The 15,604-nt window shown below is 66.6% G+C and carries 14 protein-coding genes; 12 read left to right on the forward strand and 2 right to left on the reverse strand.

Annotation, left to right across the window (positions count from 1 at the left end; all coding sequences use genetic code 11):
- The first annotated feature begins 236 nt into the window (after positions 1-236).
- From dapB to V8683_RS05190, 8 genes are all read left to right on the forward strand, one after another.
- On the forward strand, positions 237-1,034 hold the full coding sequence (gene dapB / locus V8683_RS05155) for a 4-hydroxy-tetrahydrodipicolinate reductase (protein WP_411187098.1): 798 nt from the start codon (positions 237-239) through the stop codon (positions 1,032-1,034).
- A gap of 83 nt (positions 1,035-1,117) precedes the next feature.
- On the forward strand, positions 1,118-1,828 hold the full coding sequence (locus tag V8683_RS05160) for a MotA/TolQ/ExbB proton channel family protein (RefSeq protein WP_411187096.1): 711 nt from the start codon (positions 1,118-1,120) through the stop codon (positions 1,826-1,828).
- 58 nt (positions 1,829-1,886) lie between these two features.
- Positions 1,887-2,321 (forward strand): ExbD/TolR family protein, encoded by a 435-nt coding sequence (locus V8683_RS05165; RefSeq protein ID WP_411187094.1) that lies wholly within the window; start codon positions 1,887-1,889, stop codon positions 2,319-2,321.
- A 228-nt stretch (positions 2,322-2,549) separates the two neighbouring features.
- On the forward strand, positions 2,550-5,156 hold the full coding sequence (leuS, locus tag V8683_RS05170) for a leucine--tRNA ligase (protein WP_411187092.1): 2,607 nt from the start codon (positions 2,550-2,552) through the stop codon (positions 5,154-5,156).
- Positions 5,157-5,238: 82 nt separating this feature from the next.
- Positions 5,239-5,790, forward strand: a complete 552-nt coding sequence (locus V8683_RS05175; protein WP_411187090.1) for an LPS-assembly lipoprotein LptE — start codon at positions 5,239-5,241, stop codon at positions 5,788-5,790.
- A 28-nt stretch (positions 5,791-5,818) separates the two neighbouring features.
- Positions 5,819-6,991, forward strand: coding sequence for a DNA polymerase III subunit delta (gene holA / locus V8683_RS05180; RefSeq protein WP_411187088.1), 1,173 nt, complete (start codon positions 5,819-5,821; stop codon positions 6,989-6,991).
- A gap of 195 nt (positions 6,992-7,186) precedes the next feature.
- The gene (locus tag V8683_RS05185) at positions 7,187-8,458 is read left to right on the forward strand and encodes a glutamate-5-semialdehyde dehydrogenase (RefSeq protein ID WP_411190447.1); all 1,272 of its coding nucleotides are present in this window, start codon (positions 7,187-7,189) and stop codon (positions 8,456-8,458) included.
- An 89-nt stretch (positions 8,459-8,547) separates the two neighbouring features.
- Positions 8,548-8,970, forward strand: coding sequence for a CopD family protein (locus tag V8683_RS05190; RefSeq protein WP_411187086.1), 423 nt, complete (start codon positions 8,548-8,550; stop codon positions 8,968-8,970).
- 33 nt (positions 8,971-9,003) lie between these two features.
- On the opposite strand, the gene V8683_RS05195 is transcribed toward V8683_RS05190, so the two are convergent.
- Positions 9,004-9,456, reverse strand: coding sequence for a nuclear transport factor 2 family protein (locus V8683_RS05195; protein WP_411187084.1), 453 nt, complete (start codon positions 9,454-9,456; stop codon positions 9,004-9,006).
- Between the two features lie 205 nt (positions 9,457-9,661).
- Positions 9,662-10,510, reverse strand: coding sequence for a MurR/RpiR family transcriptional regulator (locus V8683_RS05200; protein WP_411187082.1), 849 nt, complete (start codon positions 10,508-10,510; stop codon positions 9,662-9,664).
- A gap of 277 nt (positions 10,511-10,787) precedes the next feature.
- On the opposite strand from V8683_RS05200, the gene edd reads away from it, so the two are divergent.
- The 4 genes from edd (at position 10,788) to V8683_RS05220 (ending at position 15,464) form a co-directional block, all read left to right on the forward strand.
- Positions 10,788-12,680, forward strand: coding sequence for a phosphogluconate dehydratase (gene edd / locus V8683_RS05205; RefSeq protein ID WP_411187080.1), 1,893 nt, complete (start codon positions 10,788-10,790; stop codon positions 12,678-12,680).
- A gap of 2 nt (positions 12,681-12,682) precedes the next feature.
- Positions 12,683-13,324 carry a bifunctional 4-hydroxy-2-oxoglutarate aldolase/2-dehydro-3-deoxy-phosphogluconate aldolase gene (gene eda / locus V8683_RS05210; protein WP_027795850.1) on the forward strand — a complete coding sequence of 214 codons (642 nt, stop codon included), beginning with the start codon at positions 12,683-12,685 and terminating at the stop codon, positions 13,322-13,324.
- Between the two features lie 259 nt (positions 13,325-13,583).
- Positions 13,584-14,945 (forward strand): GntT/GntP/DsdX family permease, encoded by a 1,362-nt coding sequence (locus V8683_RS05215; protein WP_411187078.1) that lies wholly within the window; start codon positions 13,584-13,586, stop codon positions 14,943-14,945.
- A 15-nt stretch (positions 14,946-14,960) separates the two neighbouring features.
- Positions 14,961-15,464, forward strand: coding sequence for a gluconokinase (locus V8683_RS05220; RefSeq protein WP_411187077.1), 504 nt, complete (start codon positions 14,961-14,963; stop codon positions 15,462-15,464).
- Positions 15,465-15,604: the final 140 nt, after the last annotated feature.

Raw genomic sequence — 15,604 nt, forward strand, 5'->3', positions numbered from 1 at the left:
CCCCCCGCCGGGGCCGGCCCCCCGGCGGGGCGGGGGGGGGGGGGGGGGAGGGGGGGGGTGACCCGGCGGCCCTGCGTTTCCCCCCCCCGCCCCCCGCCCGCGCCGCCCACATCGGGCGCGCGCTTCGTGTCCAGTCGGCGGCTTCGGGCCGCCGTGTTTTTTTCGCAGCGCCGCTTGTGTCGTCGATACCGCTCGCGCTTGCCTGCGGGCGCTGCGCTTTCGTTCCGGGAAGACTCATGAAAATCGCAATCGCCGGAGCGTCGGGCCGCATGGGCCGGATGCTCATCGAAACCGTCCTGAATTCGCCCGACGTCACGCTCTCGGGCGCGCTCGTGCGCAAGGGCTCGGCCGCGATCGGGCAGGACGCGGGCGCGTTTCTCGGCAAGGCCACCGGCGTGCCGATTACCGACGACATCGACGCCGTGTTCGCGCAGAGCGATTGCCTGATCGATTTCACGCGTCCCGAGGGCACCCTCGTCCACCTCGACGCCGCACAGCGGCACGGCGTGAAGATGGTGATCGGCACCACGGGTTTCGACGCGCAGCAAAAGGCGCGGCTCGCGGCCGCGGCGGAGAAGGCCGGCATCGTCTTTGCGGCCAACATGAGCGTGGGCGTGAACGTGACGCTCAAGCTGCTCGAATACGCGGCGCGTTTTTTCGCGACTGGCTACGACATCGAAATCGTCGAGGCGCATCACCGCCACAAGGTCGACGCGCCCTCGGGCACGGCGCTCGCAATGGGCGAGGCGGTGGCCCACGCGCTGGGCCGCAGTCTCGACGAGTGCGCCGTGTACGGCCGCCACGGCGTAACGGGCGAACGCGATCCTTCGACGATCGGTTTTTCGGCGATTCGCGGCGGGGACATTGTCGGCGACCATACGGTCCTGTTCGCGGGCACGGGCGAGCGCGTCGAGATCACGCACAAGTCGTCGAGCCGCCTGTCGTATGCGCAGGGCAGCGTGCGCGCCGCGCGCTTCCTGCAGGACAAGGCGCGCGGGCTGTACGATATGCAGGACGTGCTCGGCCTGCGCTGAGCATGTCGAACCGAAGCCGGCGCGCGATGCGACACGCGCCGGCTGCATGACAGAACAGCCGGAAAGTCGGATAGCGAGGTCAGATGGCAGCGGGTACCGGAATCATCCACTATCTGCAGACGAGCGATGCCGTCACGCACGCCGTGGCGTGGGTGCTGCTGGCGATGTCGGTCGCGAGCTGGTGCTTCCTGCTCGTGAAGAGCTGGGTGCTCGCGCGCGCGAAGCGCCAGGGGCCGCGCGCGGTTGCGCAGTTCTGGCAGGCGCGCACGCTGGCCGAAGGCGTCGCGCTGATGCGCCGCGCCGACCGCGAGCGCGTATTCCTGCCGCTCGCCGAGGCGGCGTTCGCGGCCGCCGAGGCCGATACCTCCGGTGCGCTGCTCGCGAAGGTGGATCGCAGCGAGCGCGTACTGCGCGCGCTGCGCGGCGCGCTTCAGGCGTCGCAGCGACGGCTCGAATTCGGCCAGGTGCTGCTTGCCTCCGTGGGCAGCACGGCGCCGTTCGTGGGGCTGCTCGGCACCGTCTGGGGCATCTATCACGCGCTCGGCAGCATTGCGGCAAGCGGCCAGGCGCAGATCGAGAACGTGGCCGGCCCGGTTGGCGAGGCGCTCATCATGACGGCGTTCGGCCTCGTCGTCGCGATTCCCGCCGTGCTTGCCTACAACGTGCTGGGGCGGCTCGCGCGCCAGCTCGGCGACGACCTCGACGGTTTCGCGCACGATCTGCACGCCTATGTCTGCCCGCCCGCCGGCGCGGCGTCGCGGCGCGAGGCGGCGCTCGAATCGGATCCCCGCTGACGGCACGGCCGCCGCGGGTACGGGAAAGGCACGGCAAAGGCACGCGAAGGAGCATCCGATGGCATTCGGCGGACTCGAAAGGAAGTGCGACTCGGCGCCGATGGCGGAGATCAACATGACGCCGCTCATCGACGTCATGCTCGTGCTGCTCGTCATTTTCATCATTACCGCGCCGCTCTTCACGCACGCGATACGGCTCGATCTGCCCCAGGTCGCCTCCGAGCCGGCGCGGCAGACGCCGCAGACCGTCACGCTGTCTATCGACGCAGCCGGCAAGCTTTACTGGAACGCGCAGCCGATCTCGCTCGACGAACTGCGCGCGCGTTTCGCGGCAGCGGGCAAGGCGCCCGAGGACGCCCAGCCGGACCTGCAATTGCGGGCCGCGCGCGAGACGCGCTACGAGGTCATCGCCCAGGTCATGGGCGCGGCCCAGCAGGCGGGCCTGGAGCGTATCGGCTTCGTGACGGAGCCGCCGCCGGCCGGCAAGCCCTGAGCATGCCCCAAGCGTGCCCCAAGCGCAGGGCGCATGGGTGCCGCGCATTGTCCGCGCCCGAACCCCGCAAGGCGGAAAGCGCGGGCAACTCGACGGTATAATCAACGTTTCCCTGTAAAACGGGCCCAGAATAGCCACCGCCACCAGCCGGCGCGACGTACTCCACGTACGGCCGGCCTCGGTGCATCCGGCACCGAATCCGCCAGAATCCGCGTTCCCATCCACACCATGCTCGAAAAATACGTTCCCTCCGACGTCGAATCCGCCGCGCAAGGCGAGTGGCGCGACAGCGACGCCTACCGGACGGCCGAAAAGGCCGACAAGCCCAAGTTCTACTGCGTCTCGATGCTGCCGTACCCGTCGGGCAAGCTGCACATGGGCCACGTGCGGAACTACACGATCAACGACGTGATGTACCGCTATCTGCGCATGAACGGCTACAACACGCTCATGCCGATGGGCTGGGACGCGTTCGGCATGCCCGCCGAAAACGCGGCGATGGCCAATGGCGTGCCGCCCGCGCAGTGGACGTACGACAACATCGCGTACATGAAGGGCCAGATGCAGTCGATGGGTCTCGCCATCGACTGGTCGCGCGAGATCGCCACCTGCAAGCCCGACTACTACAAGTGGAACCAGTGGTTCTTCCTGAAGATGCTGGAGAAGGGCATTGCCTACAAGAAGACCGGCACGGTGAACTGGGACCCGGTCGATCAGACCGTGCTCGCGAACGAGCAGGTGATCGACGGCCGCGGCTGGCGCTCGGGCGCGCTCGTGGAAAAGCGCGAAATCCCGATGTACTACCTGCGCATCACGCAGTACGCCGATGAACTGCTGAACGACCTCGAAGGCCTCGGCTGGCCCGAGCGCGTGAAGATCATGCAGCAGAACTGGATCGGCAAGAGCTTCGGCGTGAACTTCGGTTTCCCGTACGAGCTCGACGGCGAGAAGAAGCTGCTGCGCGTGTTTACTACGCGCGCCGACACGATCATGGGCGTGACCTTCGCCGCGATCGCGGCCGAGCATCCGCTCGCCACGCGTCTCGCGCAGGACAAGCCCGAGCTGCTGCCGTTCATCGAGGAATGCAAGCGCGGCGGCGTGGCCGAAGCCGACATGGCGACGATGGAAAAGAAGGGCATGGCCACGGGCTTCACGGTCACGCACCCGATCACGGGCGAGCAGGTGCCGGTGTGGATCGGCAACTACGTGCTCATGAGCTACGGCGAGGGTGCCGTGATGGGCGTGCCGGGCCATGACGAGCGCGATTTCGCCTTCGCGCAAAAATATGATCTGCCGATCAAGCAGGTGATCGCCGTGGAAGGCGAGACCTACTCGCTCGACGGCTGGCAGGAGTGGTATGGCGACAAGGATCGCGCCGTTTGCATCAACAGCGGCAAGTTCGACGGCCTTGCCTACCAGCAGGCCGTGGACGCCGTGGCGGCCGACCTCAAGGCGCACGGCTTCGGCGACAAGCAGGTCACGTGGCGCCTGCGCGACTGGGGCATTTCGCGCCAGCGCTACTGGGGCACGCCGATCCCGATCATCCATTGCCCGAGCTGCGGCGACGTGCCGGTGCCGGAAGCCGACCTGCCGGTCGTGCTGCCGGAAGACCTCGTGCCGGACGGCACGGGCAACCCGCTTGCAAAGTCGGAAGCCTTCCTGAACTGCAAGTGCCCGAAGTGCGGCGCCGATGCGAAGCGCGAAACCGACACGATGGACACCTTCGTCGACTCGTCGTGGTACTTCTACCGTTACGCGGCGCCGGATGCCAAGACCATGGTGGACGAGCGCACCGACTACTGGATGCCGATGGACCAGTACATCGGCGGCATCGAACACGCCATTCTTCACCTGCTGTACTCGCGCTTCTGGGCGAAGGTCTCGCGCGACCTCGGCCTCGTGAAGTTCGGCGAGCCGGCGAAGAACCTGCTCACGCAGGGCATGGTGCTCAACGAAACCTTTTACCGCGAAGATGCGGCGGGCAAGAAGACCTGGTATAACCCGGCCGACGTGACCGTGGTGCACGACGACAAGGGCCGTCCGACCGGCGCGACGCTCAACAGTGACGGTCAGAGCGTGGTGCTGGGCGGCGTCGAGAAGATGTCGAAGTCGAAGAACAACGGCGTCGATCCTCAAGTGCTGATCGACCTTTACGGTGCGGACACCGCACGTCTGTTCACGATGTTCGCGGCGCCGCCGGAACAGCAGCTCGAATGGTCGGGCGCCGGCGTGGAGGGCGCGAGCCGCTACCTGCGCCGCGTGTGGGCATTCGGCTACGCGAACGCCGAAGCGATCAGGTCGCGCGCGACGTTCGACGCGGCCACGGTCACGGACGTCGAAAAGGCGCTGCGCCGCGAAGTCTACGGCGTGCTCAAGCAGGCCGACTTCGACTATCAGCGTCTGCAATACAACACCGTGGTCTCGGCCGCGATGAAGATGCTCAACGCGATCGAAGGCGCTAAAGGACCCAACGGCGGTGCCGGCGCCGGTGTCCTGCGCGAGACCTTCGGCGTGCTGCTGCGCGTGCTGTATCCGGTCGTGCCGCACCTCACGTTCCAGCTCTGGCAAGAACTCGGTTATGCCGACGAGTACGGCACGCTGCTCGACGCGCCCTGGCCGAAGGTCGACGAAAAGGCGCTCGAACAGGCCGAGATCGAACTCGTGCTGCAGGTGAACGGCAAGGTGCGCGGCGCCGTGACGGTCGCGAAGGATGCAGGCAAGGACGCGATCGAAGCGGCTGCGCTCGCGCACGACATGTTCGCGAAGTTTGCCGAAGGTCGGGCGCCGAAGAAGATCATCGTCGTGCCGGGCCGTCTCGTGAACGTCGTTGTCTGACGCGGCCTGATACGATGCGGCCGGGGCGGTGCGCACCGCGTAACGCCCCGGCCACGAACCTGTTGCGAACCCGGGAGCTCATGTGATTCGCAGATCGTTTCTGTTACTGGCAGGCAGCACGCTGATGCTTTCGGCGTGCGGATTCCAGTTGCGCGGCGAGCAGAACTACGCGTTCAAGCGCCTCGCCATTGTTGGCGCCTCGCCGCCCGTCGCCGCGCGCCTCACGCGCATGATCGAAGGCGGTAGCGACTCGGTCGTCGTTCAGACAACGGCCAATGCCGATGCCGTCCTGCACGTTTCCGAGGGGCGCGGCTTCAGTACGCTCACGATCAACTATCTGGGTGTGGTCGAGGAGTATCAGGTCAATTATTCGCTCAACTACACGCTCACGGCGCCGGACGGTTCGGTGCTGATCCGCCCGAGCACGATCTCGCTGAACCGCGCGATGACGTATAGCGACCAGTACGCCACGGCGAAGGTGAGCGAATCCGACCTCCTCTTCGCGGACATGCAGAACGACGCCGTCGATCAGGTCACGCGCCGGCTGTCTATCCTGAAGACGCTGCATCCGACGCCGGAGCAGATCGTGCCGGGCGTCGCGCCGGGCGCGCCGCTGCCGCCGCCGCCGCTCTGATTCCCGCACTTCCGATCCGGCATCCCCAATGCAACTGCGACTCGACGGACTCGAACCGCATCTCGCGAGAGGCCTGGCAGGCCTCTACGTCGTCTACGGCGACGAGCACCTGCTCGTCCAGGAGGCGTGCGACCGCATTCGCGCGGCCGCGCGCGCGGCGGGCTACACCGACCGCTCCGTGTTCACGGTCGAGCGCGGTTTCGACTGGAGCTCGCTCCTCGGCGCGAGCCAGTCGATGTCGCTCTTCGGCGATCGCCAACTGGTCGAGTTGCGCATTCCGTCGGGCAAGCCGGGCAAGGAAGGCGCTGAGGCGCTGAAGACCCTCGCTGGAGCCGCGAATCCCGACGTGCTCACGCTCGTCACGCTGCCGCGCCTCGACGCCGCCACGCAGAAGTCGGCATGGTTCACGGCGCTCGCGGAGAGCGGTGTCGCGCTGAAGATCGATCCGGTCGAGCGTGCGCAACTGCCGAACTGGATCGGCCAGCGCCTCGCGCAGCAAGGACAGCGTGTCGCGCCGGGCGAGGACGGGCGGCGCGCACTGCAATTCGTCGCGGAACGCGTGGAAGGCAATCTGCTCGCGGCCCATCAGGAAATCCAGAAACTCGGCCTGCTGTATCCCCAAGGCGTACTGAGCTTCGAGCAGATTCACGACGCCGTGCTCAATGTCGCGCGCTACGACGTTTTCAAGCTCAACGAAGCGATGCTGACCGGCGATGTCGGCCGGCTCGCGCGCATGCTCGACGGCCTGCGCGGCGAGGGCGAGGCTTCGGTGCTCGTGCTGTGGGCCGTCGTCGAAGAGATCCGCACGCTGCTGCGGATCAAACGCGGCGTCGCCGCCGGCAAGCCGCTCGCCATGCTGCTGCGCGAGAACCGCGTCTGGGGGCCGCGCGAGCGGCTGATCGGCCCGGCGCTTTCGCGTCTCACCGAGGCAGTGCTCGAGCGCGGACTGACACTCGCGGCGCGACTCGATCGCCAGGTGAAGGGGCTCACTGCGCAGGCGCGGGGCGAATGGCGCAACGCGCTGCCGCCCGATGCCTGGGATGGCCTCTTCGAGCTTGCCATGACCGTTGCCGCGCCGCGCGATGCGGGGGCGTCGACTCGACCCGTCGCAGCCGGCGCTGCCGCTTCTGCGAGCCGTGCCCAGCCAGCCGGCATGGGCGGCCGACCGCCGACCGCGGGGCCGACGCGCCGGCCAGGCTGAGCCGCGAAGGCTCGCCGGGTCTTGCCGCCGGCACCTGCTTCGAATCTGTGGGCGGTGTGCGTCGGTTGGCTGCCGGCGCCGCGTCTTGGGGCCGGCCAGACAGATCCGACGGACTGGCCTTACAATTAAAATTCCGCGCCTGCTTCAGACGGGGCATCCCAACGCCGGGCGCGTCGCATCACACAAGACACCATGATGGATATCGACCAGTACATGACCGATCTGGGCCGCCGCGCCCGCCGTGCCTCGCGCGCCATGGCACGAGCGTCGACCGCCGCGAAGAATGCCGCGCTGGAAGCCGTGGCGAAGGCCGTCGAGCGCGATGCGCAAGCGCTCAAGGACGCGAATGCACGTGACCTCGCGCGCGCGCGGGACAAGGGCCACGATGCGGCCTTCATCGACCGCCTCACGCTCTCGGACAAGGCACTGAAAACGATGGTCGAAGGCCTGCGCCAGGTCGCGGCGCTGCCGGACCTCATCGGCGAGATCGGCAACCTCAAGTTTCGCCCGAGCGGTATCCAGGTGGGCCAGATGCGCGTGCCGCTGGGGGTGATCGGCATCATTTACGAATCTCGCCCGAACGTGACGATCGACGCCGCTGCGCTGTGCCTGAAGTCGGGCAACGCAACGATCCTGCGTGGCGGTTCCGAGGCGCTCGAATGCAATACGGCGCTCGCGAAGCTGATCGGCGAAGGGCTGGCGGCGGCGGGGCTGCCGCAGGACGCGGTGCAGGTGGTCGAAACCGCCGACCGCGCGGCGGTGGGCAAGCTCATCACGATGACGGAGTACGTGGACGTGATCGTGCCGCGCGGCGGCAAGAGCCTGATCGAGCGCCTGATGGCCGAGGCGCGCGTGCCGATGATCAAGCATCTGGACGGCATCTGCCACGTCTACGTGGACGATCGAGCCGACCTCGCGAAGGCGCTCAACGTCTGCGACAACGCCAAGACCCACCGCTACGGCACCTGCAACACGATGGAGACGCTGCTCGTCGCGCGCGGCATCGCGCATGACGTGCTGCCGCCGCTTGGCCGGCTCTATCGCGACAAGGACGTGGAGCTGCGTGTCGACCCGACCGCGCGCGCGATTCTGGCGGATGCGGGCGTGGGCCCGCTCGTCGACGCGACCGAGGAGGACTGGCGCACGGAATACCTGGCGCCGGTTCTGGCGATCAAGGTGGTGGACCACCTCGACGAGGCGGTCGAGCACATCAACGCCTACGGCTCGCACCATACCGATGCGATCGTCACGGAAGACCACGATCGCGCCATGCGCTTCTTGCGCGAGGTGGACTCGGCGAGCGTGATGGTGAATGCCTCGACGCGCTTCGCGGACGGCTTCGAATTCGGCCTTGGCGCGGAAATCGGCATTTCGAACGACAAGCTGCACGCGCGCGGGCCGGTCGGCCTTGAAGGGCTGACTTCGCTGAAGTACGTCGTGCTCGGCCACGGCGAAGGCCGGCAATAGTCGTGCGCGACGGCGCGGCCCCGGACGGGACGCGCCACGTTGCCGATGCGTCAACTTAACGCCCAACGGAACCTCAACAAGAACAAAGGATGTCGATGCTCTGGGTCAAGACGTTTCACATCGTACTGATCGCTTCGTGGTTTGCCGGTCTGTTCTACCTGCCGCGCATCTTCGTGAATCTCGCGATGGAAACGGAGCCCGCGGCGATCAAGCGCCTGCTCTTCATGGCTCGCAAGCTCTATCGCTTCATGACGCTGATCGCCGTGCCGGCGCTGCTGTGCGGCTTGTGGCTGTGGCTCGTGGTGGGGATCGGGCGCGGCCAGGGCTGGATCCATGCGAAGGTCGGCGTCGTGGTGCTGCTTGTCGCTTACCACGCCTGGTGCGGCCGCCTGCTGAAGACCTTCGAGCGCGGCGAGAACCGCCGGTCGGACAAGTGGTATCGCCTGTTCAACGAACTGCCGGTTCTCGGCATGCTGGCCGCCGTGGCGCTGGCCGTGATCAAGCCCTTCTGATCCTGGGTGGCCTCGCCCCGGCAGGCGCGGCGCTCAGGCCGAGTCCGCACCCTTGCGAAGCAGGCGCGCCGCCACGACCCGCCATCCCTCGTCGCGTTTCACGAATACGTCGGTGAAGCGATATTCGATCGCCTTGTAGCCGGCTGCCGGCGTATAGCGGTTGACGCCCGTTGCCACGGCCACGTCGCCCAGCACCTGGACACGTACGTCTTCCAGCACTTGCGAACTGCCCGGCGGCAGCGGGGCAGCCGCCAGCAGATCTTGCCTGGTCCGGCGCACGTCGCCGGGAAATACTTCGAAGAACTTATCGTCCAGCAGATCGTTGAGCATCGGACGATCGCCGGTCGAGGCGGCGTGGGTCCACTGTTGTTCGAGCAGTTCGACCTGAATCCTTTCGGAAACCGGGTTGTCGGTATCGTACCTGGCGGCGGCGAGCGCCGTCGTGGCGAGTCCGCCCGCGACGGCGAGAATCAGAATGCGTTTCATGAGAGTTCCTTCGACAAGCCCTCGAAACATTGGGTTCGAGGGGACGGGACGCTGTCCAGGGCAAGTCGGCGGATATCTGGCAGAAGAATGCGAGATGTGCGCGGATGGCACGACGCTGAAGCCGGGGATCTGTGTTCCCAATGCCTCTACTGTAGTCAGAGTCGTTTCCTACAGATATAGGAAAAGTTCGTAAAAGCTGTCAGCCTCAACCGATCGGATCGAGGCGTCTTCGCGCAATGATCTCTTTCGCGTCGGCAAGCTTTTCGGCCAGTTCCGGCCCGCGCTGCAGCGCGACACCCACGGCGAGGATGTCGCCGATCGCCAGATGCGAGGTGCGCGAGGTCATCGGCGAGAAGACATCGGTGTCTTCGTCCACATTGGCATGGAGGCCGACTGTCGCTAGGCGTGCGAGCGGCGAGGTGCCGTGCGTGATGGCAATCACCTTCGCGCCGCGGTCGAGCGCCGTGCGCGCCGCGTCGACGACGTCGCGCGTGCGCCCTGTATTCGAGATCGTGACGACCACGTCGCCAGGTCCGAGCAGTGCCGCCGACATCAGAAACGTCTGCGGATCCGAATAGGCGACGCTCGGCATGCCGAGGCGGAAGAATTTGTGCTGCATGTCCTGCGCGGCGATGCCCGAGCCGCCTGCGCCGTAAAACTCGATGCGCGACGCCTGCGCGAGCAACGTGATGGCGTTGGCGAGCGCGTCGGTGGAGAGGTTGTTGCGTACCTGGAGCAGCGCGCCGATCGTGCGGTCGAGCACCTTGGCCGCGACGCCCGGCACCGGCTCGTCGGGGCGCACGTCGCGATAGACGGCCGGCGGCAGGTCGGCCGCCACGGCCTGCGCGAGACGAATCTTGAACTCCCGGAAACCCGAGAACCCCAACGCGTGGCAAAACCGCGCGATCGTCGGCTGGCTGACGCCCGCCCGCAGCGCAACCTCGGTCATCGAGAGGTCGAGCACCTCGCGGGGCGCCTCGACAACGTAGTCGGCAAGCTTGCGCTCGGAAGGGCGCAACTGCTCGCGCATGGCTTTCACCTGGGACAGCAGCATCGGGAAACTCGCACTATGCTGGAAGATCCGGGGACTATAGCGGATCGGAGGATATGTACAAAAACTACATCACGTCGACCGAACTGGCAATGTCTTCCCTGCGGGGCCGCCGGGAATGGCTAGATATTGCCGAAATTTGCTTATCTATCTGAAGCATTGACCAGGGCTAACCGGGATTGCGATCGTGTAGTTTTTCTACTAACATCGCCTCCAACGCTGACCGGACCGCCTGATCCGGCCCCCACAGTCCGCCGAGACGAAGAAGGAAGGAGATTCAATGGTGTCCCCGCATTCGCAGTTGATGAAGGTCACGCAGCGCGTGATCGAGCGCAGCAAGCCGACGCGTGAGGCCTATCTCGCGCGCGTGGCTGCGGCACAGGACCGTTTCCCGGCACGCGGCGCGCTGTCCTGCGCGAATCTCGCGCATGGCTTCGCCGCCGTCGAGGGGCGGGACAAAATCGCGATCAAGGCGGTCCGCGAACCGAACATCGGCATCGTCTCGGCGTACAACGAGATGCTCTCGGCGCACGCGCCCTACAAGAATTACCCGGATCTCATCAAGCAGGCTGCCCGCGAGAACGGCGGCATCGCGCAGTTCGCCGGCGGCGTGCCGGCAATGTGCGACGGCGTCACGCAGGGCAACGCCGGCATGGAGCTGTCGCTCTTCTCGCGCGAGGTGATCGCGATGAGCACGGCCGTCGCGCTCACGCACAACATGTTCGACGCGGCCCTGTGCCTCGGCATTTGCGACAAGATCGTGCCGGGCCTCCTGATCGGGGCGCTCCAGTTCGGCCATCTGCCCACGATCTTCGTGCCGGCGGGCCCGATGACGAGCGGCATCTCGAACGACGCCAAGGCGAAGGTGCGCCAGCAGTTCGCCACCGGCGAATGCGGCCGCGACGCGCTGCTCGAATCCGAGGCCGCGGCCTACCACGGCCAGGGCACCTGCACGTTCTACGGCACCGCCAACAGCAACCAGATGCTGATGGAAGTGATGGGCCTGCATCTGCCGGGCTCGGCATTCGTTCATCCGTACACGCCGCTGCGCGACGAACTCACGGCCGCGGCCGCGCGCCGCGTGCTCGACCTCACGGTGGAGCGCGGCAACTACACGCCCATTGGCCACGTGGTCGACGAAAAGGCGATCGTCAACGGCATCGTCGCGCTGCTGGCCACGGGCGGGTCGACCAATCACACGATGCACCTCGTGGCCATGGCGCGCGCGGCCGGCGTCCTGATCGACTGGGACGACTTCGACACGCTTTCGCAGGCGGTGCCGCTGCTCGCGCGCGTCTATCCGAACGGCAAGGCCGACGTGAACCACTTCCACGCGGCCGGCGGCGTTGCGTTCCTCGTGCGCGAGCTGCTCGACGGCGGCCTGCTGCACGAAGACGTGAAGACCGTGGCGGGCGAGGGCCTGCGCCATTACACTCAGGAGCCGAAGTTGCTCGATGGCAAGCTCACGTGGGTCGATGCGGTGGAAAAGAGCGCGGATACGAACGTGCTGCGCGCGCTCGCCGAACCGTTCCAGCCGGACGGCGGCCTGCGGCTCATGCAGGGGCGCTTGGGCCGCGGCGTGATCAAGGTTTCGGCGGTGGCGCCGGAGCGCCGCAAGGTGCGTGCGCCCGCCGTCGTGTTCGATTCGCAGGAAGCCGTGCAGGAAGCGTTCGACAATGGCCAGCTCGAGCGTGACTTCGTGGCCGTCGTGCGCTTCCAGGGCGCACGTGCCAACGGCATGCCGGAGCTGCACCGTCTCACGCCGCTCCTCGGCGTGCTGCAGGACAAGGGCTTTCACGTCGCGCTCGTGACCGATGGGCGCATGTCGGGCGCGTCGGGCAAGGTGCCCGCCGTGATCCACGTTTCGCCGGAAACGCTGCTGCAAGGCCCGATCGGCAAGGTGCGCGACGGCGACATGATCGTGATCGATGCCGTGGAAGGCGTGCTCGACGTTGAAGCCGATGCCGCCGGGTGGGACGCCCGCCCGGTCGCGCAGCCCGCGCACCAGGAAAGCAACGAGGTAGGCTTCGGGCGTGAACTGTTCGGCGTGTTCCGGGCCGCCGCCGCGCCCGCGGAACTCGGCGCGGGAGTGTTCGGGTCGCTCGTTGGCGAAACCGGTCACGCGCCGGCTGCCGCTGCACCGGTCAAAGCAACGCAACATCAAGGAGCTTGAACATGGCAACAAAAACGGTAGCCGATATCGTCCGCCTCGGTCCGGTGATTCCGGTGCTCGCCTTCGACACCGCCGAGCAGGGCGAGCACGTCTCGCGCGCGCTGCACGCGGGCGGCGTCAAGGTGCTCGAAATCACGCTGCGCACGGCGGCCGGTCTCGAAGCGATCGAGCGCGCGGCGCAGATCGCGTCGGATATCGTGGTGGGCGTGGGCACGATCACGAAGCCCGAGCATTGCGCGCTCGCGAAGAAGGCCGGCGCGCAGTTCGGCGTATCGCCCGGCCTCACGCGCGAGATGCACCAGGCCTCGCTCGACGCGGGCTTGCCGCTGCTGCCGGGCGTCATGACGCCGTCCGACATCATCACGGCGATGGAGCTGGGTTACGAGATCGTCAAGTTCTTCCCGGCCGTGCCGGCGGGCGGCATTCCGATGCTGCAGGCATTCCACGGCCCGTTCCCGACGCTCAAGTTCTGCCCGACGGGCGGCATCAGCGCCGAAACCGCGACGAACTTCCTCGCGCTGCCGAACGTGGTGTGCGTGGGCGGTTCGTGGCTCACGCCGAAAGCGGCGGTGGCCGCACAGGATTGGGCGGAAGTGACGCGCCTCGCGCGCGCCGCAAGCGAGCTGTCGCGCCCGGCGCGCTGACGCGGGCCGCGGACGGACTGCAGGCGGTTGCGCAAAGCCCGGCAAGACAGGGGCTGCAACATAAGGCCGGCAACATAAGGCCAGCAAGACGAGCCGCGCGAGGTTCACGCCCCGCGCGGCTCATTTTTTACCCGCGCCGCCGCGAAAGCCGCTATAACCTCATTACAATGCCGGCCCCAGTCGCCCTGCCGAGGCCGGCGCGGTCCGCCCCGAGCCGCGGCGGACACGTTTCGAACAAATCCACCCGGAGAACAACCCCATGGGAGTGGCCCACGGCAGCATGCTGCTGATCTACGCGGTCATCGCGATCGCCGCGCTGATTCTTTTGATCACGCGCTTCAAGGTTTATCCGTTCCTCGTTCTGATCATCGTTTCGCTGCTGCTCGGCCTTGCCGTCGGCATGCCGATGGATCAGATCGTCAAATCGTTCGAAACCGGCAACGGCAATACGCTCGGCCATATCGCCATCGTGGTCGGCCTCGGCACGATGCTCGGCAAGATGATGGCCGAGTCGGGCGGCGCCGAACGCATCGCCACGACGCTGATCAGCTGGTTCGGCGAGAAGAACATCCACTGGGCGATGATGTTCGTCGCGATCATCGTCGGCTTGCCGGTGTTCTTCGAGGTCGGCTTCGTGCTGCTCATTCCCATCGCGTTCAACGTCGCGAAGCGCACTGGCAAGTCGCTGCTGCTGGTCGGCCTGCCGATGGTCGCGGGCCTTTCGGTCGTGCATGGCCTGATTCCGCCGCATCCGGCCGCGCTGCTCGCCGTGCAGGCCTATCACGCGGATATCGGCAGGACTATCGCCTACGGTTTGATCGTGGGCATCCCGACTGCGATCGTCGCGGGTCCGCTGTTCGCGTTGCTCGTTCACCGCACGATCAAGCTGCCGGAGAACAATCCGCTCGCGGCGCAGTTCATCTCCGGCGTGAAGCTCAAGGCCGACAGCGAGCTGCCCGGCTTCGGCATCACGCTCTTCACGATCCTGCTGCCCGTGATCCTCATGCTGATCGGCAGTTGGGCCGACCTCGTGTTCGCGCCGAAGACGCTGCCGAACAACCTCCTGCATTTCGTCGGCACGTCCGACGTTGCGCTGCTGATAGCCGTGCTCGTGAGCTTCTGGACGTTTGGCGCGCAGCGCGGCTTCACGCGCGAGCAGATCCAGAAGTTCTGCGGCGACTGCCTCGCGCCGATCGCGGGCATTACGCTGATCGTCGGCGCGGGGGGCGGGTTCGGCCGCGTGCTGATGGACAGCGGCATTTCGAAGGAGATCGTGGGCGTGGCGCAGTCGGCGCATCTGTCGCCGCTCCTGTTCGGCTGGTTCGTCGCGGCGCTGATCCGTCTTGCGACGGGTTCGGCCACCGTCGCCATGACGACGGCCTGCGGCATCGTCGCGCCAGTTGCCGCCGCGGGCGGCATGGCGGTGCGCCCCGAACTGCTCGTGCTGGCGACGGGCTCGGGCTCGCTGATTTTTTCGCACGTCAACGACGGCGGTTTCTGGCTGATCAAGGAGTATTTCGGCATGACCGTCGGGCAGACGTTCAAGACGTGGTCGCTGTGCGAGACCATTATTTCGCTGCTGGGCCTCGGGCTGACTTTCGCCCTGGCGGCCGTGCTGTAACAGCTGGAGCATTAAATGATTCTGATCGCAATGGGTGTGTCGGGCGCGGGCAAGACCCGCATTGGCGAAATGCTGGCCGAGCGCCTGCACTGCGGCTTCACCGACGGTGACGCTTTTCACAGCGAAGCCAACAAGAAGAAGATGCACGATGGCATTCCGCTCACCGACGAAGACCGCTGGCCCTGGCTGCGCACGATTCGCGCGGCCATCGAGGAAAAGCAGCGCGCGCACGAGACGGCCGTGTTCACGTGCTCCTCGCTCAAGCGCTCGTACCGCGACATCCTGCGCGGCACCGACCGCGACGTGTGCTTTGTCTATCTGAAGGGCTCGTTCGAGGTGCTGCACGAGCGTCTTGCTTCGCGCACGGGCCACTTTTTCGATCCGTCGCTGCTGCAGAGCCAGCTCGATACGCTCGAAGAGCCGGGGCCGGACGAGGCCGTCACGGTGAGCATCGAGCTCACGCCCGAGCAGATCGTCGACGAGGTACTGAAGCAGGTGGAGGCGCGCCGCGCGGGGTGAGCGCCTCGCAGACCGCCGCCTGGAGCAGGCGAATCCGGACAGACAAACCCACAAAACCCCGGCCACCGTGCCGGGGTTTTTGCTTAAAGGCCAGTTCAAAAAGAGCCCGGAAGGGCTGTTTACTTTCCCGTGAAACGGTT

The organism is Paraburkholderia sp. AV2, assembly GCF_054968425.1.

Excerpts from the sequence above, each read along its gene's own strand:
- V8683_RS05185 (WP_411190447.1), top strand. The coding sequence starts at position 7,187 with ATGGATATCGACCAGTACATGACCGATCTGGGCCGCCGCGCCCGCCGT.
- V8683_RS05200 (WP_411187082.1), bottom strand. The coding sequence starts at position 10,510 with ATGCTGCTGTCCCAGGTGAAAGCCATGCGCGAGCAGTTGCGCCCTTCC.
- eda (WP_027795850.1), top strand. The coding sequence starts at position 12,683 with ATGGCAACAAAAACGGTAGCCGATATCGTCCGCCTCGGTCCGGTGATT.
- V8683_RS05160 (WP_411187096.1), top strand. The coding sequence starts at position 1,118 with ATGGCAGCGGGTACCGGAATCATCCACTATCTGCAGACGAGCGATGCC.
- V8683_RS05190 (WP_411187086.1), top strand. The coding sequence starts at position 8,548 with ATGTCGATGCTCTGGGTCAAGACGTTTCACATCGTACTGATCGCTTCG.
- V8683_RS05215 (WP_411187078.1), top strand. The coding sequence starts at position 13,584 with ATGGGAGTGGCCCACGGCAGCATGCTGCTGATCTACGCGGTCATCGCG.
- edd (WP_411187080.1), top strand. The coding sequence starts at position 10,788 with ATGGTGTCCCCGCATTCGCAGTTGATGAAGGTCACGCAGCGCGTGATC.
- V8683_RS05195 (WP_411187084.1), bottom strand. The coding sequence starts at position 9,456 with ATGAAACGCATTCTGATTCTCGCCGTCGCGGGCGGACTCGCCACGACG.
- holA (WP_411187088.1), top strand. The coding sequence starts at position 5,819 with ATGCAACTGCGACTCGACGGACTCGAACCGCATCTCGCGAGAGGCCTG.
- dapB (WP_411187098.1), top strand. The coding sequence starts at position 237 with ATGAAAATCGCAATCGCCGGAGCGTCGGGCCGCATGGGCCGGATGCTC.
- V8683_RS05165 (WP_411187094.1), top strand. The coding sequence starts at position 1,887 with ATGGCATTCGGCGGACTCGAAAGGAAGTGCGACTCGGCGCCGATGGCG.
- leuS (WP_411187092.1), top strand. The coding sequence starts at position 2,550 with ATGCTCGAAAAATACGTTCCCTCCGACGTCGAATCCGCCGCGCAAGGC.
- V8683_RS05220 (WP_411187077.1), top strand. The coding sequence starts at position 14,961 with ATGATTCTGATCGCAATGGGTGTGTCGGGCGCGGGCAAGACCCGCATT.